Source organism: Actinomadura chokoriensis, assembly GCF_041463665.1.
Classification (GTDB): Bacteria; Actinomycetota; Actinomycetes; order Streptosporangiales; family Streptosporangiaceae; genus Spirillospora; species Spirillospora chokoriensis_A.
The window spans coordinates 73277-98496 of record NZ_JAXCEJ010000026.1 but is presented as its reverse complement, the minus strand read 5'-3'; the positions used below and the strand labels follow the sequence as shown (position 1 = coordinate 98496).

The following is a 25220-nucleotide window of genomic DNA, read 5'->3' as shown; positions in this document are numbered from 1 at the left end:
CGCACGCTCGGCCTCACCCTCGAGCCCGACATTTCCGGCGCTGGGCTCGCAGAAGACGGTCCTGAAGGTGGTCTCGCCGAGTTGGGGTTGGGGCCGTCGGCGCTGCGCGTCAACGCCCGGTCGCTGGACTTGCCCGGCGGTGTGTGTGCGTCGTTCGCGGTGACCGGGTATCCGCGGGAGGTCGGGGCTGGTTGGCTGGAGCCGCTGCTCACCTATCCCGGCCGCCTCGACGTGTCCCTGCACATCGACCCGATCCCGCCGCTGATCGCCGCGCAGCGGCTCCGCCGCCAGCTCGCCCGCCTGGAGTCGGCGTCACGCGCGGATGCGCAGCGGGGACGGCTGGCCGACTTCGCCGCCGAGGCCGCGGCCGATGACGCCGCCGAACTCGCCGCTTCGCTGGCCCGCGGCCACGGGCGCCTGTTCCGGGTGGGGTTGTATCTGACCCTGCACGCCCCGGACGCGGGTGTGCTGGAGGGTGAGGTGCAGCGGGTGCGGGCGCTGGCCGCTTCGCTGCTGCTGGACGCCCAGCCCACCACCTTCCGCGCCCTGCAGGGCTGGACCTCCACCCTCCCGCTCGCGCACGACAGTGTGCGGGCGCGGCGGGTGTTCGACACCGCCGCGCTCGCCGCCGCGTTCCCCTTCACCTCACCGGACCTGCAGCCGGTGCTGGGTGACACCCCGGTGCTGTACGGGCTGAACGCCTACTCCTCGGGAGTGGTGGTGTGGGACCGGTTCGCCCAGGACAACTACAACTCCGTCACCCTCGCCCGCTCGGGGGCCGGCAAGTCCTACTTCACCAAACTCGAAACCCTGCGGCTGCTGTACCAGGACGTGCACGTCGCCGTCATCGACCCCGAAGACGAGTACCGGCAGCTGTGCGACCACGTCGCCGGCACCCACATCGCACTCGGGGCGCCCGGCGTCTGCTTCAACCCCTTCGACCTCCCCGAGGAGCAGGGCGAGGACACCCTCATCCGGCGGGCACTGTTCCTGCAGACCCTCATTGGCGCGATGCTGACCCAACCGCTCACACCGGCGGCACGGGCCGTACTGGACCGCGCGATCCTGGCCACCTACCGTGCCCGCGGCATCAGCTCCGACCCCCGCACCTGGGCCCGTCCCGCCCCCGTCCTGGCCGACCTCACCGCCCAGCTCGACGCGATCGCCGCGTCGCAGACGCCGGAGGCGGGCACGGCGGCTGATCTGTCAGCGCGGCTCGCCCCGTACACCGCAGGCTCGTATCGGGGCCTGTTCGCCGGGCCGACCACCACCCGCCCGACCGGGCACCTGGTGGTGTTCTCGCTGCGGGACCTACCCGACGAGGTCCGCCCAGTCGGGATGCTCCTCGCCCTGGACGCCATCTGGCGAACCGTCGCCAACCCCGACGACCGGCGCCGCCGCCTGGTCGTGGTCGACGAGGCATGGACGCTCATGCGCGACGACGAGGGCGCCCGGTTCCTGTACCGGCTGGCCAAGTCAGCCCGCAAGCACTGGACCGGCCTCGCCGTCGTCACCCAGGACGCCGGGGACCTGCTCGGTTCGGATCTGGGGCGGGCGGTGATCGCCAACTCCGCCACCCAGATCCTGCTCCGCCAAGCACCCCAGGCCATCGACCAGATCGCCGACGCCTTCGACCTCACCGACGGCGAGAAGACCTTCCTGCTCGCGGCCGACCGCGGCCACGGCCTGCTGTGCGGAACCGGCGCCGGATCCGACCGGGCCGCGTTCACCGCCGTCGCCAGCGGCCACGAACACCAGCTCGTCACCACCGACCCCGCCGAACTCGCCGACCGCGCTCAGCGCGACGACGCCACCGCAGCCACAGACACGGAGGCCGACCACCGATGACCCGCACCACTCTGCTCCAGAGCGCCGCCGAAGGCACGGGCCTCTACGGGCTCCTCTCCGACCTCGGCCACACCCCGCACCGTCTCATCGACACCGCCACCGAATACGGTCCCATCGCCGCGCTGAGTGTTCTCGGTGCTGCCGCCGCCTGGAGCAGTGTCCGCTGGGTGCTGTGGGACTGGCGCAACAGCAGGCTCACCCCAGGAGCCCGGTTGATCGAGGTAGCGGTGCCACCGAAGGTGGAGCCGGCCAGCGCCGCCGCCTGGTGGGCCCGCCTCATCGGCCTCACCCACCCGCGCTGGAAGCGGCTGGTCTTCGGGCAGCCGCACCTGGCCTTTGAGTACCGCGCCGATCACAACGGGGTCCGCTTCCACATCTGGGTGCCCGGCACCATCCCGCCTGGAATCGTGGAGAAGACCGTCCGGGCGTCCTGGCCCGGCGCGACTCTCACCACCCACCCCGCCGCGCCACCGCTCCCCCTCGACGAGGGCTACAAGGCGGCGGGCGGACGGCTGGTGCTGGCCCGGCCCGAGCATTTCCCGCTCACCAGCGACCATGACGCCGACCCGCTGCGGGGGCTGCTGGGTACCGCCTCCGGGTTGACCGAAGGCGAACACCTGGCTGTGCAGATCCTGGCCCGCCCCGCCACCGGCCGTCGCCTCGGCAAGGCCCACCGGGCGGCATCGGCGCTGCGCGGGGGCCGCTCCACCGCACCCCAGAGCTTCCTGTTCGACCTGGTCACCCCCGGCATGTCGGGGCACCACAACCCGGGCGAACTCACCCGCCAGCACCCCGAACGCGCTGAACAGGTCCGCGCCGTCCTCGGAAAAGCCGCCCAACCCCGCTTCGAGGTCCAGATCCGCTACGGCGTCGCCACCCGCCACCCCGACCAAGCCGCAGCCGGGTGGCTGCGCGCACACGCCCACGAAACCGCGTCCACGTTCGCGTTGTTCAGCTCTGGCCACCAGTACCTGCGCCGCCGCCGACTCCACCACCCCGCCGCGCAGCTGGCCGAGCGTCGTCTGGACCGCGGCTACCTGCTGTCGGTCGCCGAACTCGCTGCGATCGCGCACCTGCCCCACGACCTGGCCGCGCCCGGCGTCACCCGCGCCGGCGCCCGACCGGTCGCGCCCTCACCCGCCATCCCCGTCTCCGGCCCCGGCATCCGGCTCCTCGGTGACTCCGACGCCGGTGCACCGCGCCCTGTCGGGTTGACGGTGGCGGGTGCCCGCCAGCACCTGCACGTCCTCGGCCAGACCGGAGTCGGCAAGTCCACCTTCCTGGCCAACCTCATCCTGTCCGACGCCGCCGCAGGGCGCGGTGCGCTGGTCATCGACCCCAAAGGCGACCTGATCGCCGACGTCCTGCAACGCCTCCCCGATCGCGCCATCGGCCAGACCGTCGTGTTCGACCCCGCCGCGCCGGGCCGACCTCCGTGCCTGAACGTGCTCGCCGGGCATGACGCGGCGTTCGCGGCCGAGTCGATCGTCACCACCTTCCGCCGCTGCTTCACCTCCGCCTGGGGACCGCGCCTGGACGACCTGCTCCGCTCGGCCTGCCTCACCCTGACCCGCGTCAACGGCACCCGCGCCACCCTCGGCGACATCCCCAAACTCCTCATCGACACCGCCTACCGCGCCCGCGCCACCGCACGCCTCACCGACGAACTCCTGCAAGGGTTCTGGGCCTCCTACGACGAACTCACCCCCGCCGCACGCGCCTCGGTGATCAGCCCGGTCATGAACAAACTCCGCGCCGTCCTGCTGCGCCCCTTCATCCGCGACACCCTGTCGGGAGGCGCCTCCACCGTCGACCTCGCCTCAACGCTCGCCTCCGGCGGCCTCATCCTGGCCCGCCTCCCCAAGGGCGTGCTCGGCGAGGACGCCGTCCGCCTGTTCGGATCGCTGCTGCTGGCGCAGACGTGGCAGGCCATCACCCCGCGCGCCACCCAGGCCGAGCACGAACGGCCGGACACGGCCGCCTACATCGACGAGGCCCACAACTTCCTCAACCTGCCCGGCTCCATCTCCGACATCCTCGCCGAAGCGCGCGCCTACCGGTTCAGCCTCACCCTCGCCCACCAGCACCTGTCCCAGCTCCCCAAAGACCTGCGCGAAGCCGTCTCCGCCGACGCCCGCAACAAGATCTACTTCGCCGCCTCCCCCGAAGACGCCACCGACCTGTCCCGCCACACCGCACCGCTGCTGGCGCCGCACGACCTGTCCCACCTGGGCGCCTACCAAGCCGCCGCCCGCCTCATGGACGGCAACACCCCCACTCCGCCCTTCACCTTCCGCACCCGCCCGCTGCCCGAACCCATCCCCGGACGGGCCAGCGCCGTCCGTCGCGCATCACGCGAGCGCTTCACACCCCAACGCACCCCACGTTCGATCCCCGGCATCGGACTGCGGGACCTGGACACCCCTCCGCGCACACCATCCACATCCGCCGAAGGGCCGGATGGGCCAACCGCCATGAACGCCGATGGCGTACTGCCCGCAGAGGAAGAACAGCGATGACCAGGCCGCACTCGACCCGTACACGGCTCCGCGGAACCCAGATCCGCGCACCACGTGTGTCCGCCGAGACGGTCGCGGAACTGGCCTACCGGCTGACCGTCCGCGACCGGAACCTACTGGCCCTGGTCTGGGAGCACCGCGTCCTGACCACCGGGCAACTCACCCGCCTGTTCTTCCCCACCCCAGAAAGGGCCCGGCAGCGCCTCAACCAGCTGTACAACCACCACGCTCTCCTGCGGTTCCGACCCTGGACACCCGTCGGCTCCAAACCCTGGCACTGGGTCCTCGGCCCCACCGGCGCGCACGTCCTGGCCGTCGAGCACGGCCAGACCGTCACCGGGTTCGGGTACCGGCAGGACACCGCCACCGCCATCGCCGTCTCACCCCTTCTCACCCACCAGACCGGCGTCAATGACTTCTTCGTGGACCTGCACGCGCACGCCCGCCACTGCGGCAACGGCACCGCACTGGTGCAGTGGTGGTCAGAGCAGCGCTGCGCAGCCCTGTGGGGTGACCTGGCCCGCCCGGACGCCTTCGGCCGCTGGACCGAACCCCGCACCGACGCGATACCGCGGACACTGGACTTCTTCCTCGAACACGACACCGGCACCGAAACCCTCGCCCGCGTCGCCGGCAAACTCGGCGGCTACGCCGACCTCGCCGAAGCCACCGGCACCACCACACCCGTCCTGTTCTGGCTCCCCTCACCCAAACGCGAGGCCAACCTCCGCCGTCTCCTCGGCACACCCGAGGTCCCAGTCGCCACCGCTGTCCACACCCCCGCCGCCTCAACCGACGGGCCGGCCGGCCCGGTGTGGCAGCCTGCCTCGACCGCCGGCCGCAGGTTCCGGCTCGCCGACCTCGCCGACTTCTGGGGCACCGCCCCCCGGCACGAGTCGGACGCCCGCTGATGCCGCTGGTGATCGGGGCCGCCGCTGCACTGCTCGGCCTGGTCGCCGTGCTCGTCGCCGTCCTCGGCGCGGTCACCCCCGGGCCCGGGACCGGGTCCGCGGCGTGCCAGCCCGCTGCCGGCGCGTCCACCGGCGACATCCCGCCCGCCTACCTGAACCTCTATCTCAAGGCCGGCAGGGAGTACGGGATCGGCTGGCACCTCTTGGCCGCCGTCGGGAAGTTGGAGTCCGATCACGGGCGCGGTCCCGGCGCCGGGATCTCCTCGGGCCGCAACCATGCCGGGGCAGCCGGGCCCATGCAATTCCTCGCCGAGACCTGGAAGGCGTTCGGCGTCGACGGCGACCACGACGGACGCAGGGACGTCTACGACCCCGCTGATGCGATCCCCGCCGCCGCACGCTACCTCCGGCACGGTGGCGCGCCCCGGCGAACCCGGGCCGCGCTGTTCCAGTACAACCACTCGCGCGCCTACGTGGACAAGGTCCTCAAACAAGCCCGCGCCTACGCCCGAGGCGGGACTGGCCAGCAAGAGGCGGCCAGCACCACGGCGGGGGCAGGATGCGCCAGCGGCTTTCCGGCGTTGCCTCCCAGCCAGTCCGCTGCCAAGGCGATCGCCTACGCCCGCGCTCAACTCGGCAAACCGTACGTGTGGGGCGCGACCGGGCCGCGCGCCTTCGACTGCTCCGGCCTGACCTACGCCGCCTACCGCGCCGCCGGGATCGGGATCCCGCGCGTGTCCGGCGCGCAATGGCGGCACGGCCCGCGTGTCCCCAACGGCCAGGAGCAGCCTGGTGACCTGGTGTTCTTCAACTCCGGTCCCGGCACCACCACCCGCAACCCCGGGCATGTCGGTTTGGTCATCGGCGGCGGGAAGATGATCGCCGCGCCGCACACCGGCACCGTCGTCCAGGTCCAGTCCTACCGCCGCTCGACCCTGCTTGGCTTCACCCGACCCACCGCACACCGGGGAGAAGAGACGACGGCGAGAGGATCTGGCCGATGACCGAGCTCGTCATCAAAGTCACCACCGCGCTCGCGGTGGTGGCGGTCGCGACCGTCGCCGCGCTGATCTCCTACGCGCACATGCTCGACTTGGTCCGTTCCCACGGCGAGACCGGCACGACGGCCCGGCTGGTTCCGTTCACCGTGGACGGGCTGATCTGGGCGGCGTCGATGGTGATCCTGGACGCCACCCGCCGCGACCGGCCGGTTCCGGCGTTGCCCGGGTGGAGCCTGGCTGCGGGCGTCTGCGCAACGGTCGGCGCCAACGTGGCGCACGGCGCCGCGCACGGTCCCATCGGGGCGCTGGTCAGTGCCTGGCCCGCGCTGGCTTTGGTCGGCTCGTTCGAGTTGTTGATGACCCTCACCCGTCGCGGGGCGACCCGCTCGGCGACGGCGCCCGGGGGCCGGGGAGCCGGGCTGGAGCAGCCCGGCGCGGACTGCGCCAGTCTGGTGCAGCCTGTCGAGCAGGCGGTCTTGGCCGAGTACCGCGCGAGCCTGCACGGGCCGGGCCGTCCGGTCTCCCAGCGCTATCTGGCCGAGAAGTACGGCATCGACCGCCGCAAGGTCAAACAGATCATCACCGCCCCCCGGGGCCCTGCCCCGTCCTGAACGCGTGCTCGGACGGGGCAGGGCGAGGCGACCCTCTTGGGTGGAGGCCGTCCTGGGCTGGTGGTCCTCAGCTGGTGGCCGGTTGGGTCTGGTCCGGGTCACGGTTGGCGTAGGTGATCCGCCATTGGTCGTACCAGCGGCGGGTGGCGTTGCCGGACACGCGATCGCGGTGGACTTTGCCTGCCTGTTCCAGGTGCCGCAGCGCCTTGCCGGTGGCGGCCGGGCTGATCACGGCCGCGGCCGTGATCTGGGCGGCGGTCATCGCGGCACCGATGGCCAGCGCGTCCAGGACGGCGCGCTGGGTGACCGTCGGCGTCGGGCCGGTGCTACCCGAACCGGTGTGACCCGGGCCAGGGTCGGGGTCGAGGCCGTATATACGGCGCAGGACCTGGTTGGGGGATTCACCGCGATACCTCCTGTGGCCTTCTAGAAAGGCGCGGACCTCATCGTCGATACGGATCGTGCGATACATCGAGACTCCTTTCACCGGGCTGTTTCAGCGTTGGCGGTCGGCTGCTGCCGGTGCCTGGGGCGTCGGGTTGTTGGCGGGGTCGGTGTAGATGGGGCCGCTGAGGGCGTGGCCGAGTTCGTGGTAGGTCTCGGCGACGCCGGTGCCGCAGGCGTGGTGCCCGCACCGGGCACCGTTCGTCTTCTGGCAGCCGGGGCACGAGTCGGGGATCGGTGGGCGGGCGGCGGCCGCGTCCCGCAGGGCGGTGAGCAGTGCGGCCTCGCTGTCCAGGATCGGCCCGGCCGCCTCGGCGACGCGGTAGGCGACCGCGACCACCTCGTGCATGGCCTGCAGCCGGTCACGTGGTTTCTCATCGAGTTTGGCGGTGGCGTCGATGAGGGCGCACAACTCGAAGATCAGGCAGGTGCCGGTGACCTCGGGCTGGGGCACGGTCGGTGAAAGGTGGTTCATGAGTTGGGCCTTTCGGTGTGGATGGTGAGGACGTCCAGGCGGGTGGTGTCGCGGTAGAAGGTGCGGGCGGCCTCGATGAAGGCGACGGCGAAGCCTTGGGCGAACGGGTCGGCGGGGCGCGGGATGGTGTGGTCGGTCAGCGCGCGGGGTGCGGTGTCACGGGCGCGCCACAGCGCCTCGGCGGGGTCCAGGCCCTCGTGGTCGATGCCGGTGACCGGCTCGTCCCACCTGCATGGAGTGGCGCGGGCGACGGCGACAGCGGCGACCTCGGTGGCGATCTGTTCTCCTTCGTCGAGGCCGGCGAGCGTCTTCGCCTCTGCCTCGCAACGCGGGTGAGCGTTGTCGTGGCGGTCACGAATGTAGGACTCCATGCGGTTCACGGTCGGTCTCTCCTTGCCGGGTTGGGGACTTCTTTGGGCTTGCGGCACCCCGCGCGGTCCACCCGCCGGGATGGTCGCGGAGCGGCCTGGTAGCGGGTGGCGGGCGCCGCCGTGCGGGCCCGGTAGGGCCGGTAACGGCCTGGTGCGCCCCGTTCGCGGGGGCGCACCAGGCGGGATGGTCAGGCGGTGCTCAGGGCGCGTGCGGCGGCGGCGCCGATGGCGTCGGCGGCTGCGGCGGGGTCGGTCAGGGTGACCAGGTGCGCGCCTTTCATGGCGCGGGTTTTCGTGGACATCGACAGCCACAGCACGCCGCACCCGGCGGCGGTGAGCCGGTCGATGCGCTTTTGCCCGTCGGTGAGCTGGTCGTCTTTGAAGATGCCGTCGGAGACGATGACGAGCAGGCGAGCGGCGCCGGGGCGGGCGAGGTCGAGGGCGGAGTCGAGGGCATCGACGGCCTGGACGAAGTCTTCGCGTGGGTCGCGTGCGGCGAACTCGGTCACGGTGTTCGGGGTGTGCCCGGGGCGGACGATCGGGCGGACGTTGGCGCCGAAGATGACGGTGGCCGAGGCGGCGTCGGGGATGTGTCCGGCGGCGCGGGCCAGGATCCACGCCGCTGACGCCACCGGCGCGGCCAGGGTGAGCATGGATCCGGACACGTCGCAGGCGATGCCGACCCGCAGCGGCGGCGCGGGCACGTGGCGGCGGGTGGCGCGGGTGAACGGTTCGGCGGTCGGGACGGTCCCGGCGGCGCGCTGGGCATCGGCGGCCAGCGCGCCGCGCATGGACAGCCGTCCGGGCGGGGTGGGTGAGGTGTGGGTGGTGGTGACGCGGTCGCGGTGCGCGGCGGCGCGCAACCGGCGGGCCAGGCGGCGGGCGGCGGCCTGCTCGCCGGGGTTGGGCGGGCGGGTGCCGGTGATCGCGGTCCGTCCGCGTGCCCTGGTCGGAGCGGTGCTGGCACCGAACACCCGGCGTGCGGCTCGGTCGGCGGTGTCTCGGGCGTCCTTCTCCTCCCGTCGGCGCTGCGCGGGGTCTGGGCCGGGCGCGCCGGTGGCGGGTTGGGCGGCGGACGCGTGGACGGCCGCCATGGTGGCGCCGAGCGCGTCGGCCAGCGGGGACGGGTCGCCCGAGGCGCCCGGCGTTCCGGGCGGCGGGGGCGGGACGGGCCGGTCGGGGTTGACGCCCAGGATCCGGCACCAGCGCCGCCCCAGGTCCATCATCGCCTCGGTGTCGTCGTCTGCGGTGGCGTGCGCCAGGTGCCACAACGCGGCCAACGCACTCAACCGGGTCGGGCCCAGGACGTCGAGAACGGCCTCGGCCAGAGGCTTGGTTTCGGCCGGTTCAAGGATCCCGGCGTCGGTGCGGGCCAGGATCAGCGCGGCGGCGCGTCCGGCGTTCCACGGCGTCATCGCCGCGTTCGGCGTCGTCACCGGCGGGGCGGCTGGTGCGCTACCCGACGGGGCGCCGGACGGGGCGGATGCGGTGGTGGGCGGGGTGGTGAAGTCAGCTAGGACGAGGTGAGTAACGCACGCCCGTATCCAGCGGCGGTCGGCGGGGCGGCGGCGGACCTGCGCGACCTCGATCCGCGACTCCTCCAGCGCCATCGCAGCTTCGGCTGCGGCGGCGGGCGCGCCGTGCGGGACCGCCCAGCGGGTGTGGGTGGCGTGCGCGGCCTCATGCGTCAGCACACCCCACATCGCCGGGTAGCGGTCCCGGTCGGCGGGCCAGGACGGGTCACACATGGCCGGATCCTGCCGCAGGTGGACGCCGTCCAGTTCGATGGTGGCCAGCGACGGGACGAAACAACCGGGCGCGCCCCGCCCCAGCCCGGGGGCGCACCGCACGGTGAGGTCTTCGCGGTCGGTGAGATCGGTAACGGCATCGGTGAACGCCGCCGACAACCGCAGCCACTCCCCGCCCAGCCCAGCCACCGGTGCCGGTGCGGGCGCGGTGGTGGCCGGTCCGGTACCAGACGGCGCGGCGGGCGGGGCGGCGGGTGTCGGGATGACGTGCGTTGCCATGGGTTCCTCCGTACGGGTGCGTGCGGTCGCGGGTGCGGCGATGTGCGAGTGCGGGGCGTGCGGGTGCGGGTTAGATCTGCTGGCCGAGGGCCAGCGGCGCGACGGCGCGCCCGTAGACGGAGGACACGACCTCGGCGACCACGTCGCGGTCCTCTTCGGGCGCGATCCCGAGAAGGTTGGCCACCGCCGCCTCGGGGCCCAGAACACCGGACACCTTTTGGAAGGCGATCAGTTCGCGCAGTTGCGGCGCCCACCCGATCTCGCCCGCTTCCAGACGCCGGGCAAGGTTGCGCGCGATGCGGACGGCGCGCGGTTCGATGTTCAGCGTGCGGGCCAGGTCGTAGTCGGTCGACACCCGGATTTGCGCGGCGAACCGTGAGGCCAGGGCCTCGGTGAGTACGGCGCCGTGTACGCCGGGGTTGTGCCCGGCGACCACATAGAACCCCTCGGCAGCGTTGATCGTCTCGCCCTTGTGCGCCTTGACGGTGATCTGCCGCCGCCCGTCCATCGCCGGGTACACCACGGCCAGGACCTTCGGCGAGATGAGGGTGGCGTCATCGATGAGCAGCGTCCGGCCCTCGGTCATCGCGGTGATCAGCGGCCCGTACACGAACTCGTAACCGCCGCCGGGCGCCTGGGTGTACTCACCGACGAAATCGGCGACGGCGGTGTCACCGTCCCCGGCAACGGTGATCAGGTCCGGGAACGCCGCCTCGACCAGGGACGTCTTCCCGGTCCCCGGCGGCCCGTACAACAGGGCCGGGATGGACGCCTCCCGCAGCCGCCGCAACGCCGCCACGTCCGGCAGGTCCGCCAACCGGCGCGGGTGGTAGGTCTGACCGTTGGGCCGCACCACCGGCCCCACCGGCGCCTTCCCACCCTTCCCGGTGCCCTTCCCGGACGTCCCCGAGGCACCGGACGCGCCCGGCGTCAGCGCGGGCGCGGCCTTCGGCGCGGCGGCGGTGGCGGGGCGCGCGGTCCGGGCGGCGGGCGGACCGCCGTTGAGGGCGTCGCCGGTAGTCGCGGTGGCCCGGTACCGGCGCGGACCAGTGCCCACCAGCTCGGCCTGCCCACGGTCGGCCAGCACCGTCAGCGCGTTACCGACCGCACCGGCCGACCGACCCAGGCTCCGGGCGATCTCACCCGGCGTGAACGCTGCCCTCGGGCTGTCAACCAGGATCGCAGCGACCCTGCGGCGTAGTTCCCCTTGTCCTAGGCGACCGGTGCCACCAGGCACAGGGACGGCCGGGCTCGTGCCCGAGGCGCTGCAGGTCGGCGCGGTCGCGGTCGGGGTGGTGGTCGGTGTGGTGGGAACGGTGGTCATGGCATGGCTCCTTGGCGTATGCGGTGGTCGGGACACCGGGGACGGGTGCGGGTGGCGCGGGTGGCCCCCGCCCCCGGTGGCGGTCGGTGCGGGCGGTCAGCGTGCGGCGCGCTCGGCAGGACCGGCGGCGGTGGCGGCGGTGAACCGGCGGGGCCGGTCGCACAGCAGTTCGGCGTCACCGGCATCGGTCAGGCGGTCCAGGGCGTTGGACACAGCCCCCGCCGAGTGCCCGATCACCTTGGCGATCTCGTGCGGGGTGAACGCCGCGCCCCGGTGGGCGGTCAGGTGCGCGGCGACCTTCGCGCGCATCTCACCCGGCGCCGAACGCGGCGCGCCCGACGCGGTGCGGGGGCGCCCGTTGGCGGCGGCGCGCACCAGCCGCCGCACCAACCCCGAACCGGTGTAGACGCCCTCCTCGGCCACCGACAGCGCCGCCGCACCGTCCCCGGCGTCCAGCGCGGTCAACGCCGCCCCGATCGCGTCGCGCAGGGCGGTCAGCGCGTCCCGCGCCTCGGCCACCGCCGCCGCGTCCATCCCCGCCCTCACGTCCCCCGCGTCCGTGGGTTCGGTGGCGTCCGCGTCACCGGTGGGGGCGGTGTCCGTGCCGGTCGGCACGTCCTCACCGGTGACAATGCCGTCGGCGGTCAGCGCGCCGGTGGTGGCGTCCGCGTCACCGGTCGGCGCGTCCGGGGCGGACGCGTCCGGCGTGTGGTCGGTGGCCGGGGTGTCGTCGGCGGTGGCCGTGGCCGGGTGCCAGGTGTCGGGCTGGCGCTTCCCGCCATCCCGCCCACCGCGCGTCCGCACGGCGCGCCCATCGCCCTCCAGGGTGGTCAGCGTCCGCGTGACAGTGGCGCGGCTGACACCCGACGCCTCGGCCAGCGCGGTCACGGTCGCACCCGGGTTACCCGTCAGCGCGTCCCACACGGCCCCAGCCGCCCCGGACGGGCGCGCCCCACCCCGGGCAGCGGCGGCGCCGTTTCCGGCGTTCTCGGCCCCCGTGATGCCGTTCCCGGCGGCACTATTTCCGGCGATTTTCTTCGCGGCCATTTTGACTCCCATTCGATGTGACCGGCGACCGGATTTCCGGCGCCGTTCCCGTTCATCGGGAGCTCGACCATTTCTCGATGCCGCACCACCAGGCAAGCACCTTCGGCCACATTTTTAGTCACCTCAACCGCTGAACAACCTAACCAATCCCGCCCGCACCCACTAAACCCACCCGACGGCAAAGCAGATTTGCACCAATTCACACACGGCACCTCGTCCGGCGCGTGCACCTTTTCCGGAGGCCCGTTCAACCAAAGGCGCGATTCGCGGGACGACAGGGTCTCGCATGAGGCGTTTCGCGCCTCATCGAGTCGCCGGGCGACGCGACCTCACGCCACCGGCATGAACGGCTCCACGCTGAGCAGGCCGGCCAGCAGGCCGGCCTGCACGCGATGTATCGATGGCGGAGGGAGGGGCTAACCAGCCGGAGGATATGGGCAGAGGTCAAAGGAAAACCAGAACCCACATCACGAGCTATTACCAGGGGTCGTCCTGGTGACGAGTCGGCTCCGCGAACAGAATATGCACCACCCCCTGCGACCTGCCCAGACGCCGCAAGCAGCACCTTCTGTTCATAGACAGAACCCCGAAAAGAAGACTGACAAGAACCCCGGACAGAAGACCGAAAGGCGATGGGCGCCAACGTCGAGCGCTTACCAGATAAAAGGCACCAAACCGGTACAGACGCGCGTTGGCCCCGTCCGTAGACCCATGGTGTGGGCCCGCGGACGGAGCCTTCCGCCGCAGGCAGTCTTCTTCTACGCTGCCCTTTGAGGGGCCAGCCTGCTAAGCCCAGGCTGGGCCCTCCTTACGACACCAGCGTCACCTGCTGCTCCGGGCTGTTCCGGGTGTGGCGGCGCAGGTCCATGTCGGCCCACACGGTGAAGCCGTCCTCGGCACTGCCGTGCACGCCCGTCGTCAAGGCCAGCTTGGACACCGTGAGCAGGCCGTAGCCGCCCACACGCGGCTCACACCCCGGCGCCTCCGACCGGATCGTGGGCACGCAGCCCCCGCCCAGGTCGGTGACCGCGATGTAGGCGATATCGGCCAGTGTGACCTCCAGGCCGAACCAGCCCCGCTCGCCCCCCGACCGCGAGTGCCGGACCGCGTTGGTCGTCAGCTCCGCGACCACCACCGCCACATCCTCCTCACGCCCGGTCCCCTCGAACAGCGTCGCCGCGAACACCCGCGCCACCGGCACCTGATCCGCCCGGCCCGGATAGACCCGACGCCACCGCATCGGCTCCGAACCCCACAGCCATTCACCGGGTGAGCACAAGCCCCAGGTTCCGTTTTTCACTTTCCCGTTTCCCTTCTTCGGTTGCGCCGAAGACCATGGCGCAACCGAACGGCGCAATTGACAGCACCCATTAATGGGCACCTCTTACACCGGGTCAAGTGTCGACTACTGCAACTGGTTCCGTGGGACAGCTCCAGTGAACGAGAGGGTGCGGTGCCTACTCAGGAAAGCTCGGCGACTGGGAGCCTATGGAGTAGTTCTGCCGCAGCATACCGACTCTCTTCGGCCGCCGCGAGCAGTTCAGTGCTCAGTGGTTCTGGCATGACCCCCTTTCCCAGGCCGGCAGACTGCACAGTCGACACAAGATGCGCCTGTTGGGCTGCGATGAGCCTTCCCCTGAGGTCCGAATTTCGAAGGAGGTCTCGCGCCACGTAGCCGTCTTCGACGTCCAGAACCTCGCTAACGATCCGATTGAGTATTGAGTGACCGTCATCGGGACCATCGACACCGGAGAAGCAGACTGCGGTAAGGGCAACCCGGATACGGAAGGTCGCAAGTTCCGGATTCGGCTTCAGAGCCAAGTACTCCTCGACCGGAGTCGTTTCCGCATTTCTCGGCGCTTGTCCGGCGGCGCGCAGGCAGAGCATGGCCAAGCACCCGGCCACGGCCCGTTCTCACGCCTCCGAAGCGGTGCTTTGTTCTACGGTCGCTAAGGCTTCCTCCGGGTCCCCGGCAAGCGCTTGGGCGATGATCGTGGCCTGCCGTCCGTCCAGGAGCCTGCGGCCGACGCCCCGATACTGCTGCGCGAATGCAGTTGCTTGCCGCCATCTGCCCGCTGTGACCAGGGCGCGGACGCCATCGGAGAGCACGACGGCCCATAACCACCGGCACAGGTCGCGATGCTCACGCCCAGAGCCGATCAGTTCGCCGAGCGGGAGCTCCCGACCGTCGATCCTTGCGGATTCCCTTGACCGGACGGCCCGATACAGCTCTTCGAGCTGATTGCAGGCTGCTTCCGGATCTCCAGCACGCATGAGTAGCCTGGAGAGGTTGACAAGGGGTTCCAGCGCGTATCTCGCCGTTCGCGCGGTCAACGGCTGAGCACTCGTGAACAGCTCGAACTGCTGTCGGCACAGGGAACCGGCGAGTTCGGGCATGCCGCAGTCGCTGGCGATCAGGGCCGCCCGGTTCTGTGCTGCCGCAGCCGCCGCGAGCCGATCCGTGGCGGTGGCCGCTTCGACTGCGGTCCGCGCGAAGCCCGTGACCTCCCGAACGCGTTCCTCGAGCGGCCGGCACGCTGGCCTTGGGCGGGCAACGAGAGGGAACGCCCGTGCACCCCGACTCAGAGCGGGAGTCATTGCCAGGTGATGGTGAGGCGTGTATTCGGACGCTCGAAGATGAACCTGCCAGGCATCGGTTCGATCGTGGGTGGCGTCGCTTCAGCCGGCTCGATCTCGAACTCGACGGGCCGGAATCGGTAGTCCGCATCCCAGGTGCCGATGGCGTCCGCGATACGGCCTGCCAGGGCGCCTCCGCTCGGGCCGTGACCGATCACTCCGACCTCGTACATCCGGCGGTTACCGCTTACGTCGTCCGGACCGTGGGGGCGGAGGGTGAGATAGGCGAGGTCACCCCTGTCGGTCACTGCCATAGCGCCCCAGCCGAACTGGGGACGGACCATGCCTGCGTCGACGGCCGCCCGCTCGACCGGCATCCGGCTCAACGCGTTGTCCATGACGCACGTGAGCCAGAGGTCGAGCCACTCGAATGATTCGTCCATCCTGAAGAGCACGCCCGTCCACACCTCGCTGCTCGGGGTCGCCAGGACGCCGTTCAGCAACGACTCCTCCACGGTCTGCTCCCGGTTGGCGTGAAGCCACACCTTTCCGTCGGCGGTCAGAGGGATGATGCGGCGTGCGTCATCGGCGATGCCTCGCAGAGGCATGAACGCGCACAGCAGGCTGTTGCGGCTCAGCCACCGGCCGTCGCTGCCGTGGTCGAAGGCGATCGAACGGGATACGCCGCCGCGCAACCGCAGCGGGACGACGAGTCGACCGCCGGGTGCGAGCTGGTCCATCCACGGCAGGGGCAGGTCCCCCGCTCCGACCGTGGCGATGATCCGTTCATAGGGTGCCCCTTCGGGGTGGCCGAGCGCGCCGTCGGCGAGGAGGACCTGGACGTTCTTGGTCCCGGCGGCGATGAGGGCGTTCCGGGCGCCGGTGACGATGTCGTCGTCAACGTCGATCGTGGTGACGTGACCTTCGTCCCCTACCAGGTGCGCGAGGAGGGCGGCGTTGTATCCCGTACCGGTCCCCAGTTCGAGGACGCGCTGACCGGGTTCCAGCTGGAGCTGTTCGAGCATCATCCCGACAACCGTCGGCTGAGACGCGGCGCTGATCGAGACGCCGGAGGCATCCCACTTGGTGTAGACGGCATCGTCGGCGTATGCCTGCTCAAGCGGAACGCCAGGAACGAACGCGTGCCGGGGTACAGCGCGGAGGGCGGCCTCGACCCGCTCGCTGCGCACCGTCCCGCCGTCGCGCAGTTCGTCAACCAGGACGTTCCGCAGGCGGGTCGCGGTCTCGGTCAGGTCCGGCCTTCGGTCGGTCTGGGTGTCCACCTCGGGGACACTAGGGTCGTCGCCGTCCGTGCCCAGTGTTGACGCGCCGTCGTGCAGGGTTCCCATGACTACCTCGCTTGTCAGTATGGCCAGGGTGTGCTGATCGATGTAGAGCAGGCCAAGGCGGTTCCACTGGAAGATCACGTGGTGGGTCAGGACGGCCCGCAGCCCACGTTCGAGTACTCCACACCCGGCGAGTTCGGCCAGTCGTTGCCCTGCCTGCTCGAAGACCGCGATCCAGGGCGCGATGTCGGCGAGAGGACCGCCGTTGACGAGGTCGCTGCCCTGTCCGACGTCGACGGTCATGAGCTTGTGCACGGCCGTCCTCACTTGCGGGGGCGGGGAGCGGTCGAGCTGGTAGGGACGTTGCCAGACGACGCGTCTCCAGACGTCTCCTTGCTCGTACCAGTCTTGTCCGGCGGCGCGCATCAGCACGCTGCACAGCAGAACGCCCAGTTCGCGACACCCCAAAGCCCGGTCGGCCGACGGTCGAGCCAGGTGCGTGAGGACATGGCGGCTGTCGTGATGGAACAGTTCGTGGGCGACTCGCATGCCTGCGTCGCCGCCGAACGCGACGGATTCAGGCTCGTAGATGCCCATGCTCCAGCCGGAGAGCCGCCCCTCCAACGTCGCGCGGTTAAGGATGTCGGTGAGGTACGGCAGGACGGAATCGTCAGCGGGGAGATAGCGAACTCGCCAGGACGGCGCTTTGCGGATGAAGAACCAGCAGCGGATCAGGCCGTGCTCTTCTGCGCTGGTCAGCGCAGGGCGCAGGACGTCTACCACAGTGGACTCGGCCGAGCGCCAGTCGGGGAAGTCGATGATGACCTGCGGCCAGTCGCCGGTGTCCATGGCCTTTCCTTCCTCGATGGCCCTGCTCAGGCGATCAGTAGGCATGAGTCCCAGCCGGAGACTGGCGGCAAGCCCGAGGATGCGGTGTGGAGGGCGAGGGCGACGCCTGCGGCGCCTTCGAGGAATCCGAAGCATCCACCGGGTGGCCGAAGGAGTGCCGCGGCGAGTTGTTCCGCATCGGTGCCGTCTTCGATCAGCGCTTGCAGCAGCGACGGCTGGAATCTCGTCATGGGGGTAATCGCGTCGGCGGCGCAACGGTCCGTTATGTGGAACAGGCCCGCATGGCCATGGCACAGCGACGCATCGGCTATGGCCGCAAGCTGCAGTGGTTGGGTAAGCGCGCCGACCATGGCGCGTTCAGCTGTCTCCTGCCGCGCGAGGTCACCGATGGCCAAGGCCGCCAACTGTTGTGCCCGCGCTACCCCCGCCGTTCCGTAGCACCAGGATGGACGCGATGGCCTCGACGGAGTCGGCTGGGCACCACTCACCTGCGCACGAGTGACCCAGTAGGGCCACCAGGAGCCGGAGTGGTCGTCTTGGCGCCATCGGTCGAGCCAGGCGCAGATACGGATGATGGCTTCGGCCTGTCCATCCACGACCGTGCGATCTCTCATGGTCAGCGCCAGTAACGCGAGTGGGCCGGTGATTCCGTGCGCCATGCCGGTGTTCGCGTGGCCGCCCGGGAACTCGGTAGAGAGACGTCCCGAGGGCGCGAGGGCGGTCCACCAGCCGGGCAGCAACTCGTTGTGATCGTTGACGGGCTCCGTGAGCCGAACGAGGTAGGTCAGGATCTCGCTGAGCAGTTGGCCCTCCGGATCGCGCTGCCGCAGGTACCCGCCGATACCGGTCAGACCGCGGATGGCATCGAATTCGGCCAGAGCGGGAAGCCGGCCGACATCCATGCGAGCGTGTGCGACGACCAAGCGGTGGCGCGTTTCAGCGGCGATGTGACGATCGAGGGTCTCCAAGGCCCGGGCATACCTGCCGCGTTCGCCACCGGCCGCATGCAGGGCGAACGCGACCGCCGGCGCTCCATAGTGCAAATGGGAGCCTTCGCCCGCGCCGACACCATCGGCGACCGCGGCCGTGAGCCATTCATGCACCCGCTGCCACGAGCCCAGCCCCGCACAGGCGCGTTCGATGTGCAGCAATGCGACACCAGCCGCACCGACGGCGAGGGACTGAGGCCACCACCCGCCACGCAGGCCCATCGCGCTCACCAGAGATGGTGAGGAGAGCCGCTCGGCGATGCCATCGGCTGCGGCTCGGGCCGCCTCACTGTTGAGCGGCGTCATCTTCGTCCCCTCGCGCGGCGAGCTGTCCACGCTCGGGCTGCGGCGTGAGCAAGCCGGAGCGAGGTGCGTTCGTCGTCGGGGTCGAGCCCAACGGCTCGCATGTGGTGGGCGTGCAGCAATGAAGCGAGGACCATGTCAGGATCGACACTCTCGGCCTCGTGGAGAAGAGTCCTGTAGGCGGCCAGTGCCCGGTCACGAGATCGCCATGAGCTCACGATGGCTCGACCGCCGGGGAGTGCACGCACCCCAGCCCAATCGTCCGTCGGATCGGCCAGGCGCACGGCTTCTTGCAGGACGTCGCGAGATATCGGTATGGGTGCCTTGGCCGTCGCGTGCCGGGCGACCCACGACACCCCGAGTTCTGCACTGCCCGTGAAAGCGATGGCCATCGCCAGGAACTGGGCTGCCGTGAGCGCTTGAGGGTGGGCTCCGGAGGGTTCGCTGAGTTGGGTTGTGACGGCGTGCGAGTCGGCGCCGAACACGGCCTCTGCTGCGGCCATCAGGGGCCCGCCTCCCCAACGTCCGGTCTCGGGGTAGTAGGTGGCGAACTCGACGTCACGCAGAAGGCCCAGACGTCGAAGTTGCTGCGCCCACTTACCGACACGGGCGGCAGCCGACCCGAACTCCGATGAGTCGGACAAGGCGATCCGGAGACGAACATGCGGCTCAGGGGCGTGGTAGCGGACGAACCACCAGCCGGGCTGCTCATCCCAAGCAGCAACCAGTGCAGGGACGTGCCGAGCCATCAGTTCGGACTGGCAGTCTGGAGACACGTACAACTTGGTGAACAACCAGGACGACGCTCCGGCCGTATGCCCATCACCACGCCCGGCCACCTGAACGCCGACGGGCTGGCGCTTCTTCGGGGCGCCGGTGGTCCTCAGTTCAACGACGATCTCGTGGACGCGTCCGTCGCACCATCCATGGGCATCGGATTCTGCTGCCTCTTCGAGGAGAACCCTCCTCACGGCCCGCAGGTTGGCACGGAGCAGTGCGAGTTGGCCTCGGTCATCGAGGTTCAACGGCAGCCGACGATCTCCTTGCACCAGCAGAACCGCGTGAGGGAGCCGTCGACGGGTGCTCCACCGTTGGAAGGCGGCTTCCCACTGCGGCCAAGCAACTTCTTCCGCGGGGAGATCTGCCGCATCAAGGATCCAGCGTGCCGGCGAGAGGATCGTGCGTCGGTAACGAATCCGTGGCAGGAACGGCAGGCAACCGGCCGAGCCCCAGTCGAACCTGGTGACGACGGCGGTCTGTGCCCTGCTGATCTCCGCCAGGAAACGGACGATCGGCGGAGTGTGTGCTCGTAGGTCGAGAGCGTGCGGCACCACCGGTTCGACAAGCCGCCCTAGGCTCATGGAGGTCAGGTAGAGCCGTTCGCCGTCGCAGCCGACCGCAAGGTCGTTCACTGGAATCGGAGTACTGGCCCCCGCCGAGTGCTCGCCCAGGCTGATGACGTAGGGCAGCAACTCGGGGACACGGCTGACATTCGCAGCGCTGTCGTCGAGCGGAGCGAAGGAGAGCTGGACCGGGAGCGCATCGGCCTCCTGCGTTGGAAGCTTCTCGAACGCGCTTCTCACAGGTGCTTGATCGGCGCGGCTGAGCGTGCCGATGAACCGGCCGATCATGGTGGCCGCGCCACGGGAGACTCCAGTGACGGCGAGGGAGAAGTCACCGTCGTTTGCCGCTGTCACCGATGCCGCCCGCAACTGGAAGTACATCTCCAGGTGAGCCGGCCACTGTGACGCTTCGTTCGGCGTGAGCTGTTCGAGTGCCCTCTCGTCCAGGACGACCTCGTCATGCCCATCGAGGACGGCGGCCTGGGCCAGCGCCATCATCCGCTCATCACGTTTGGAGACTCGCGGACGGGGCTGGGCCGCAGCACCCAGGTATCCAGCCGGGAGCCCGAGCCCAACATCCGGATTCACCAATTCCAGAACGGGGACGAGCGTGCCGATGCCATAACGCTCGAAGAAACGGGTGTGGTAGGTCTGCCATGCCTGTGTTCCGAGCGGATGGGCGGTCAGCTGGGCGAGCGTTGAAGCCGCGGATTCGGCCTCGCGTGCGACGTGGCGAGGTAGAACGAGGTGGCTGTCGAGATGCAGGTCCAAGGCGATCGGCTGGGCGGGGTCGGCACTGATCTCCCTCATCCGGTACGTGACGTCGGTCCGTCGACCTCGCCTGATCGCAGGCTCGGCGGTGTCGTTGTGTCGCGCGAGTTCACCCCGGACTTGGCGCAGCCGAGCCAACTGGTCCCTTGCCTGCGGAATATCGTCCACCGCGGCGACGTCGAGTTGCTCGATGACATGCCCGAGCACGTCGGCAACCGTGGCCGGCGGGCGGAGGCTGGTGAACAGGACGTGCTGTCTTGCCAGGTCAGCGAGCATCCCGGCGATCGATGGCAACGGCGATGAAGGGAACCCGGCCACGATCTTCGCGGCGAGCTCGTCGCAGCGAATGGGCGACCGGGCAGCTTCGACGGCCAACTGGACCGCCGTCGTGTGTCGAACCGAGATTTCGGCCGTAGCCAAGCGGTCCCGGTCATGGTTTCGAGGCGGATACGGCACGATCAATCGATCGCCGCGTTGAGAACACAGGGCGTTGGTCACCACGTGAAGTCGTAGGAAGAGTTCCGGGCACGCTTCCAACTGCGTGATCACGTCCGCCAGCCAGCCCCCGCTGGGGCGTGCGACCACGCGGTGCTGATCACCCCAGCGCCAGATCAGCCTCTCGCCGAACGACGCCGGGGCCACCCCGGCGAACAGGCCGAAGGGGGTGGCCCGGCCCGTTATCCGCAGGACGTATCGAGACACAGACGACGCCGCCCGCCGTACCCGCCGGACGTCAGGAGCCTCCGCCGCGAAGATCGCTCGCACTTCCCGCGCGAGCACGGGGCTGGCATGGCCGATCGCGTCGGTGACTGCGTCGATAGTCCAGACATTCCGCAGCCACATGAGCCACTGGGCAACGTGTTTCGGAGTGTCGCCAGAGAGGTCAGGGCACGCAGGCACTGGTAGGTCCGCCAACGCGGCGGCGCGTAGGAACGCCGAGTTCCTGCATCGATACAACCGGCCACCCATCGTGCCCCTCTTCCTCCCCCCCGAACGTCAATGCCTGGGCCCAGGTACCACCGAGGGCCCGAGCACCCGGCGGCGTTCGCCGGCTTCAGCCGACGTTGGTGGCGCAGGCATTGGGGCAGGAGCTGCCGCATCCGTCGTCGGTCAGGTTGATCAGGGAAGCGGCGTCGCCGACCTCAAGGACTCGGATGTCCAGGTCGAACGGGTCCTCGTCCGCCGTCTGCGCGGCGGACGAGAGGGGCTCCATCGTGCTGTGGCTCATCTGCTGGTCCTTCCGTTCGTTGGAGCGCTCGTTGGCAAACGCCCCCTACTGGCGCTCAGCGTTGGTCGCTGCTCCAGCCACCGCTGAACCGAGGGGGCGGTGCAGTGCGACGTTATGAGCAGTGGAATCGGCGAGGCGATGAGTGTGACCAGATGTGACAGGTCACTTCTCGTCATCCAGGTATTCGACGGCGTTCTGAAGGAGCCGCCGGGCGCGCGCCCCATGGACGGCCTTGTCCGCCAGCGAACCGAAGACCTGCCCGTACATGGCTATCTCGCGCGGGTTGATGATGGTCAGGTAGCCAGAGACGAGCTCGACGCTGACCTGCTCGCCGTCGTAGATCCAGAAGTCCTCGACAGGGCGGATCTCGCGGTCCGGCCTCATCGGGACGATTCCCAGCGACACCGATGGCCGGGAGGCTGCTTCCGCAAGGTGAACGAGCTGATCCCGCATGACGTCCATGCCACCGACCCCCGTGCGCAGCACCGACTCCTCGATCAGGAACGCGAACGTGCGTCCCGGCCGTTGGAGGAGCTGCTTGCGTTCCATGCGGACGGCGATGGCCGCCTCGACATCGTCGATCAGCCCGCGGCGCCGCCGGACCGCCCGCAGCACGGCGCGGGTGTAGTCCTCGGTCTGGAGCAGGCCGGGCAGCAACCACGACGAGTAGGACCGGAATACGCGGGTCCGCTCGAACAATGGGAGGACGGACTCCTGCGCCCGCTTCAGCCCGGCGCGCTCCATTCGGCGCCACTCGACCCACATGCCCTCGGCGGTCCGCAACAACGCGACCAGGTCACCGGCCTGGTCGTCGACCCCGCACACGCGGCACCACGTCCGGATGTCCTCGGCGGACGGGGAGCGGCGAGCGTGCTCGATGTGGGAGACCTTCGTCCGGTCCCATCCGGCTCCGGCGGCGAGCGCCTTGGCGGTCAGCCCCGCCTCGCTGCGGATCTCCCTCAGCTGATCGGCGAGCGCCTGCCGGGCAGCCTGGGCTGACGACGAGGGCGAGCGGGGCACTGTGGCACGTCCAGTGGTCTCGGTCAGGCCGGCTTGTAGTCCTCGTGTGGGATCGCCCGTTCCCACACCGACTCGAACGCCGTCACGCACAGCGACGCCAAGGCCGGCTCATCGCGGTTGTCAGGCTGCCTTAGCGACGAGCCGTCCCCGGCGAAATGGTTGAACTGCACCACCCGGTCGTCGAACACCCAGTAGTCGTTCAGTGGCACGACCAGATCGAGCGCTCGGCGGCGGGGCAGCCACCGCACCTGCTCACCGGCGGCCACGTTCATCGGCGTGACCCCGTACTCGAACCTGATGTAGTCGGTGACCGGCTCGGAGACGATCCGGGCGCGGCGAACTGACACGCCACGGGCGACCAACGGCTTCACGAGGTCGATCCAGTCGCGTCCCCACTCGATCGGGTCGAAGTGGTCGCCGTCCCGCCACCGCAGGAAGTCGGGATCGGCCGGGGTGTAGACGTCCCGCTGCTCCAAGTGCACGGCGGAGAACCGGCACCCCGTCAGCAGAGAGGTGAACGACTCGGGGACGCGGGCCCCGGTCTCCTCATTCGCCGTGGCGGCCTGGCCCGCATCTCCCTCGCTCGTACGTGCCACTGATCGCCTCCAGGATGATGTCCTTCATCACCGGCGGCAGTTTCACTACCACCTCGTGCTCGCCGATCGGGCTGTGCCCGTCGACCTCGGCCAGTGCTCGCGGGTCGGTGACCTGCTCGCCCTGGAACCAGACGTCGCCGGTGTCCTCATCGACGTAGACGGCCGGGCACTCATTGGTCGGGGTGTCCGGCGTGATACCAACGAAACTTAGTCGCACGACAGCCTCCAGCGTCGCGAGTGTGACCAAGGGTGACGACCGCCTGCTCGACCTTCGTCCGCGCCCTGGCCACCGTCAAGTCTCCGGGCGGACGGATCTTTCAACCGTCCTGGAGCACCCGAGAGGCGGGCGGGCAGTGCGGAAGATGAGGTCTTCAAGCCACGAAACCCAAAGTCGGATGGATTAGTTACGGTGAGAGATGGGTGACGGGCCATCGCTTCGGACGGCATTTTGTGAACGCACCGGAAGTCTCATCGCGGCCGTTGCCGGATCGGAGTAGGGGAGAAGCCGGACGGCCGCGATGAGGTGGGCCGCGGCCCTCGGGGTATCAGCGACTGGGCACAGTGGTTCTGACCAGTGCCCGACGATGACGCCATCGCGGTACGCCCTTCGCCTCCACTGCCAGTACAGGGCGTGCCTGCCGGGCCACGGCAAACACCAGACGGTCTGGTTGGCACGCGGATCAGCACCGACGAGGCGGGCCGACACCGAGACCGTGGGCGGTGAACATTCCCATGTGCTGACGGCGCACAGGCCCGCATCGCTGAGGTTGTCCACCAGGTCGCGCGCCAAGTCGAATCGATCGCGCGGGGGGAACTGATTCTCTAGGAGCAGCTGCTCGCCACAGGCTCCGAGGACGTGATGCCTTCTCACGGGGGTCAACGCCCCGGCAGCGCGAACGCTACGGCCTTGCCGGGCTGTCCGGTCGAGGAGACGATCGTGGGATATGCCTTGCACCGGCCGCCCGAAAGCCGGTGGACGATGGCCAGGCCATGCCCGTTGTCCTGTGGTACCTCCTGAGGAACACAGTCCGACGTCTCGGTCCGGTGCAGCTTCTCGAAGATCTCCGGAATGCCGAACAGCTCGTCATCGCCGTCGACGACCTCGCACCAGGCCGGACGCCCAGCGACGATCACGAAGCGGATCTCGTAAGGCCCGGCGGCGTAGGAGACGGCGTTGGCGGCAAGCTCGCCAACGGCCAACTCAGCGTCATGCACATCGCTCTCGTTCGCGCCGGCCTTCCACAGGACTTCCCGGACCGCGGCCCGGGCGTGACGTGCGGTCCGTTCGTCCGGAAGGTCATGCGCTTCCAGCCGAAACCCGGCACACTCCTTCCCTTCTATCAAGGGCCCGCCGGCCTGTCCGGACATCACCTCCTGCTCGGGCCTGGAGGACTCTGCCACAACCCCACCTCCTGAACGGTTCTTGCTGCCTAGCAGCCCGGTGACCATGTCTGAGTGTCAGAACAGTGACGCAGAGTCAGCAAGCCGCCAATCGTGGGAAATCCACGAATTCACGGAAACCGTGGAACAGACACGGAAACCGACTTCGAACCCGTGGCTGATCCACCAGACCGCCGTACGCGCTTGTCAGGAGGGGGTGCGGGTCGATCGGTGACGTCTACGCTGAAGGCCACTGGCACCCGGCCTCGGCGGAACGGTGGGGAGAGCGAATGGCCCGAG

Annotated in this window: 22 protein-coding genes; 5 read left to right on the top strand and 17 right to left on the bottom strand. The window is 69.9% G+C overall.

From position 1 onward, the window contains the following. Positions 1 to 81: 81 nt before the first annotated feature. The 5 genes from SM418_RS31385 to SM418_RS31365 are packed head-to-tail and all read left to right on the top strand — an operon-like array spanning position 82 to position 6890. Positions 82 to 1848 carry a VirB4 family type IV secretion system protein gene (locus SM418_RS31385; RefSeq protein ID WP_371944941.1) on the top strand — a complete coding sequence of 589 codons (1767 nt, stop codon included), beginning with the start codon at positions 82 to 84 and terminating at the stop codon, positions 1846 to 1848. Continuing rightward, positions 1845 to 4367 (top strand): DUF8128 domain-containing protein, encoded by a 2523-nt coding sequence (locus SM418_RS31380; RefSeq protein ID WP_371944939.1) that lies wholly within the window; start codon positions 1845 to 1847, stop codon positions 4365 to 4367. The genes SM418_RS31385 and SM418_RS31380 overlap by 4 nt, the downstream gene beginning before the upstream one ends. Continuing rightward, positions 4364 to 5278, top strand: a complete 915-nt coding sequence (locus SM418_RS31375; protein ID WP_371944938.1) for a replication-relaxation family protein — start codon at positions 4364 to 4366, stop codon at positions 5276 to 5278. The genes SM418_RS31380 and SM418_RS31375 overlap by 4 nt, the downstream gene beginning before the upstream one ends. Further along, positions 5278 to 6282: a C40 family peptidase gene (locus tag SM418_RS31370; protein ID WP_371944936.1), complete on the top strand. Its 1005-nt coding sequence runs from the start codon at positions 5278 to 5280 to the stop codon at positions 6280 to 6282. The genes SM418_RS31375 and SM418_RS31370 overlap by 1 nt, the downstream gene beginning before the upstream one ends. Beyond that, positions 6279 to 6890, top strand: a complete 612-nt coding sequence (locus SM418_RS31365) for a DUF2637 domain-containing protein (RefSeq protein ID WP_371944934.1) — start codon at positions 6279 to 6281, stop codon at positions 6888 to 6890. Before SM418_RS31370 ends, SM418_RS31365 begins: the two co-directional genes overlap by 4 nt. A gap of 67 nt (positions 6891 to 6957) precedes the next feature. Here the strand turns inward: SM418_RS31365 and SM418_RS31360 are convergent, their stop codons facing one another. The 17 genes from SM418_RS31360 to SM418_RS31280 form a co-directional block, all read right to left on the bottom strand. Beyond that, entirely contained in the window at positions 6958 to 7362 is a 405-nt protein-coding gene (locus tag SM418_RS31360; protein ID WP_371944932.1) for a hypothetical protein, read from the bottom strand. A 24-nt stretch (positions 7363 to 7386) separates the two neighbouring features. Then, positions 7387 to 7809 (bottom strand): hypothetical protein, encoded by a 423-nt coding sequence (locus SM418_RS31355; protein WP_371944931.1) that lies wholly within the window; start codon positions 7807 to 7809, stop codon positions 7387 to 7389. Then, the gene (locus SM418_RS31350) at positions 7806 to 8180 is read right to left on the bottom strand and encodes a hypothetical protein (protein ID WP_371944930.1); all 375 of its coding nucleotides are present in this window, start codon (positions 8178 to 8180) and stop codon (positions 7806 to 7808) included. The genes SM418_RS31355 and SM418_RS31350 overlap by 4 nt, the downstream gene beginning before the upstream one ends. A gap of 188 nt (positions 8181 to 8368) precedes the next feature. Continuing rightward, complete coding sequence (locus SM418_RS31345) at positions 8369 to 10207, bottom strand: vWA domain-containing protein (RefSeq protein WP_371944929.1); 1839 nt, start codon at positions 10205 to 10207, stop codon at positions 8369 to 8371. A 70-nt stretch (positions 10208 to 10277) separates the two neighbouring features. Further along, on the bottom strand, positions 10278 to 11294 hold the full coding sequence (locus SM418_RS31340; RefSeq protein ID WP_371944928.1) for an AAA family ATPase: 1017 nt from the start codon (positions 11292 to 11294) through the stop codon (positions 10278 to 10280). A 333-nt stretch (positions 11295 to 11627) separates the two neighbouring features. After that, complete coding sequence (locus tag SM418_RS31335; protein WP_371944927.1) at positions 11628 to 12578, bottom strand: MarR family transcriptional regulator; 951 nt, start codon at positions 12576 to 12578, stop codon at positions 11628 to 11630. An 808-nt stretch (positions 12579 to 13386) separates the two neighbouring features. Then, the gene (locus SM418_RS31330; RefSeq protein ID WP_371944926.1) at positions 13387 to 13818 is read right to left on the bottom strand and encodes an ATP-binding protein; all 432 of its coding nucleotides are present in this window, start codon (positions 13816 to 13818) and stop codon (positions 13387 to 13389) included. A 221-nt stretch (positions 13819 to 14039) separates the two neighbouring features. After that, the gene (locus SM418_RS31325; protein WP_371944925.1) at positions 14040 to 14465 is read right to left on the bottom strand and encodes a hypothetical protein; all 426 of its coding nucleotides are present in this window, start codon (positions 14463 to 14465) and stop codon (positions 14040 to 14042) included. Positions 14466 to 14492: 27 nt separating this feature from the next. After that, complete coding sequence (locus SM418_RS31320; RefSeq protein ID WP_371944924.1) at positions 14493 to 14975, bottom strand: hypothetical protein; 483 nt, start codon at positions 14973 to 14975, stop codon at positions 14493 to 14495. Between the two features lie 197 nt (positions 14976 to 15172). Further along, positions 15173 to 17290 (bottom strand): methyltransferase, FxLD system, encoded by a 2118-nt coding sequence (fxlM, locus tag SM418_RS31315; protein WP_371944923.1) that lies wholly within the window; start codon positions 17288 to 17290, stop codon positions 15173 to 15175. Between the two features lie 26 nt (positions 17291 to 17316). After that, complete coding sequence (locus SM418_RS31310; protein ID WP_371944922.1) at positions 17317 to 18585, bottom strand: lanthionine synthetase C family protein; 1269 nt, start codon at positions 18583 to 18585, stop codon at positions 17317 to 17319. Continuing rightward, positions 18582 to 21539: a lantibiotic dehydratase gene (locus SM418_RS31305; RefSeq protein ID WP_371944921.1), complete on the bottom strand. Its 2958-nt coding sequence runs from the start codon at positions 21537 to 21539 to the stop codon at positions 18582 to 18584. Before SM418_RS31305 ends, SM418_RS31310 begins: the two co-directional genes overlap by 4 nt. A 211-nt stretch (positions 21540 to 21750) precedes the next feature. Beyond that, on the bottom strand, positions 21751 to 21924 hold the full coding sequence (locus tag SM418_RS31300; RefSeq protein WP_371944920.1) for an FxLD family lanthipeptide: 174 nt from the start codon (positions 21922 to 21924) through the stop codon (positions 21751 to 21753). Between the two features lie 162 nt (positions 21925 to 22086). Further along, complete coding sequence (locus tag SM418_RS31295; protein ID WP_371944919.1) at positions 22087 to 22944, bottom strand: helix-turn-helix domain-containing protein; 858 nt, start codon at positions 22942 to 22944, stop codon at positions 22087 to 22089. 23 nt (positions 22945 to 22967) lie between these two features. Next, positions 22968 to 23540, bottom strand: coding sequence for a DUF6879 family protein (locus SM418_RS31290; protein WP_371944917.1), 573 nt, complete (start codon positions 23538 to 23540; stop codon positions 22968 to 22970). Next, entirely contained in the window at positions 23491 to 23757 is a 267-nt protein-coding gene (locus tag SM418_RS31285; RefSeq protein WP_371944916.1) for a hypothetical protein, read from the bottom strand. The genes SM418_RS31290 and SM418_RS31285 overlap by 50 nt, the downstream gene beginning before the upstream one ends. Positions 23758 to 24416: 659 nt before the next feature. After that, complete coding sequence (locus SM418_RS31280) at positions 24417 to 24941, bottom strand: ATP-binding protein (protein WP_371944915.1); 525 nt, start codon at positions 24939 to 24941, stop codon at positions 24417 to 24419. Positions 24942 to 25220 lie beyond the last annotated feature (279 nt).

Excerpts from the sequence above, each read along its gene's own strand:
- SM418_RS31310 (WP_371944922.1), bottom strand. The coding sequence starts at position 18,585 with ATGACGCCGCTCAACAGTGAGGCGGCCCGAGCCGCAGCCGATGGCATC.
- SM418_RS31300 (WP_371944920.1), bottom strand. The coding sequence starts at position 21,924 with ATGAGCCACAGCACGATGGAGCCCCTCTCGTCCGCCGCGCAGACGGCG.
- SM418_RS31355 (WP_371944931.1), bottom strand. The coding sequence starts at position 7,809 with ATGAACCACCTTTCACCGACCGTGCCCCAGCCCGAGGTCACCGGCACC.
- SM418_RS31345 (WP_371944929.1), bottom strand. The coding sequence starts at position 10,207 with ATGGCAACGCACGTCATCCCGACACCCGCCGCCCCGCCCGCCGCGCCG.
- SM418_RS31320 (WP_371944924.1), bottom strand. The coding sequence starts at position 14,975 with ATGCCCGAACTCGCCGGTTCCCTGTGCCGACAGCAGTTCGAGCTGTTC.
- SM418_RS31305 (WP_371944921.1), bottom strand. The coding sequence starts at position 21,539 with ATGTGGCTGCGGAATGTCTGGACTATCGACGCAGTCACCGACGCGATC.
- SM418_RS31365 (WP_371944934.1), top strand. The coding sequence starts at position 6,279 with ATGACCGAGCTCGTCATCAAAGTCACCACCGCGCTCGCGGTGGTGGCG.
- SM418_RS31380 (WP_371944939.1), top strand. The coding sequence starts at position 1,845 with ATGACCCGCACCACTCTGCTCCAGAGCGCCGCCGAAGGCACGGGCCTC.
- SM418_RS31350 (WP_371944930.1), bottom strand. The coding sequence starts at position 8,180 with ATGGAGTCCTACATTCGTGACCGCCACGACAACGCTCACCCGCGTTGC.
- SM418_RS31325 (WP_371944925.1), bottom strand. The coding sequence starts at position 14,465 with ATGCTCTGCCTGCGCGCCGCCGGACAAGCGCCGAGAAATGCGGAAACG.
- SM418_RS31335 (WP_371944927.1), bottom strand. The coding sequence starts at position 12,578 with ATGGCCGCGAAGAAAATCGCCGGAAATAGTGCCGCCGGGAACGGCATC.
- fxlM (WP_371944923.1), bottom strand. The coding sequence starts at position 17,290 with ATGGACACCGGCGACTGGCCGCAGGTCATCATCGACTTCCCCGACTGG.
- SM418_RS31360 (WP_371944932.1), bottom strand. The coding sequence starts at position 7,362 with ATGTATCGCACGATCCGTATCGACGATGAGGTCCGCGCCTTTCTAGAA.
- SM418_RS31330 (WP_371944926.1), bottom strand. The coding sequence starts at position 13,818 with ATGCGGTGGCGTCGGGTCTATCCGGGCCGGGCGGATCAGGTGCCGGTG.
- SM418_RS31375 (WP_371944938.1), top strand. The coding sequence starts at position 4,364 with ATGACCAGGCCGCACTCGACCCGTACACGGCTCCGCGGAACCCAGATC.
- SM418_RS31370 (WP_371944936.1), top strand. The coding sequence starts at position 5,278 with ATGCCGCTGGTGATCGGGGCCGCCGCTGCACTGCTCGGCCTGGTCGCC.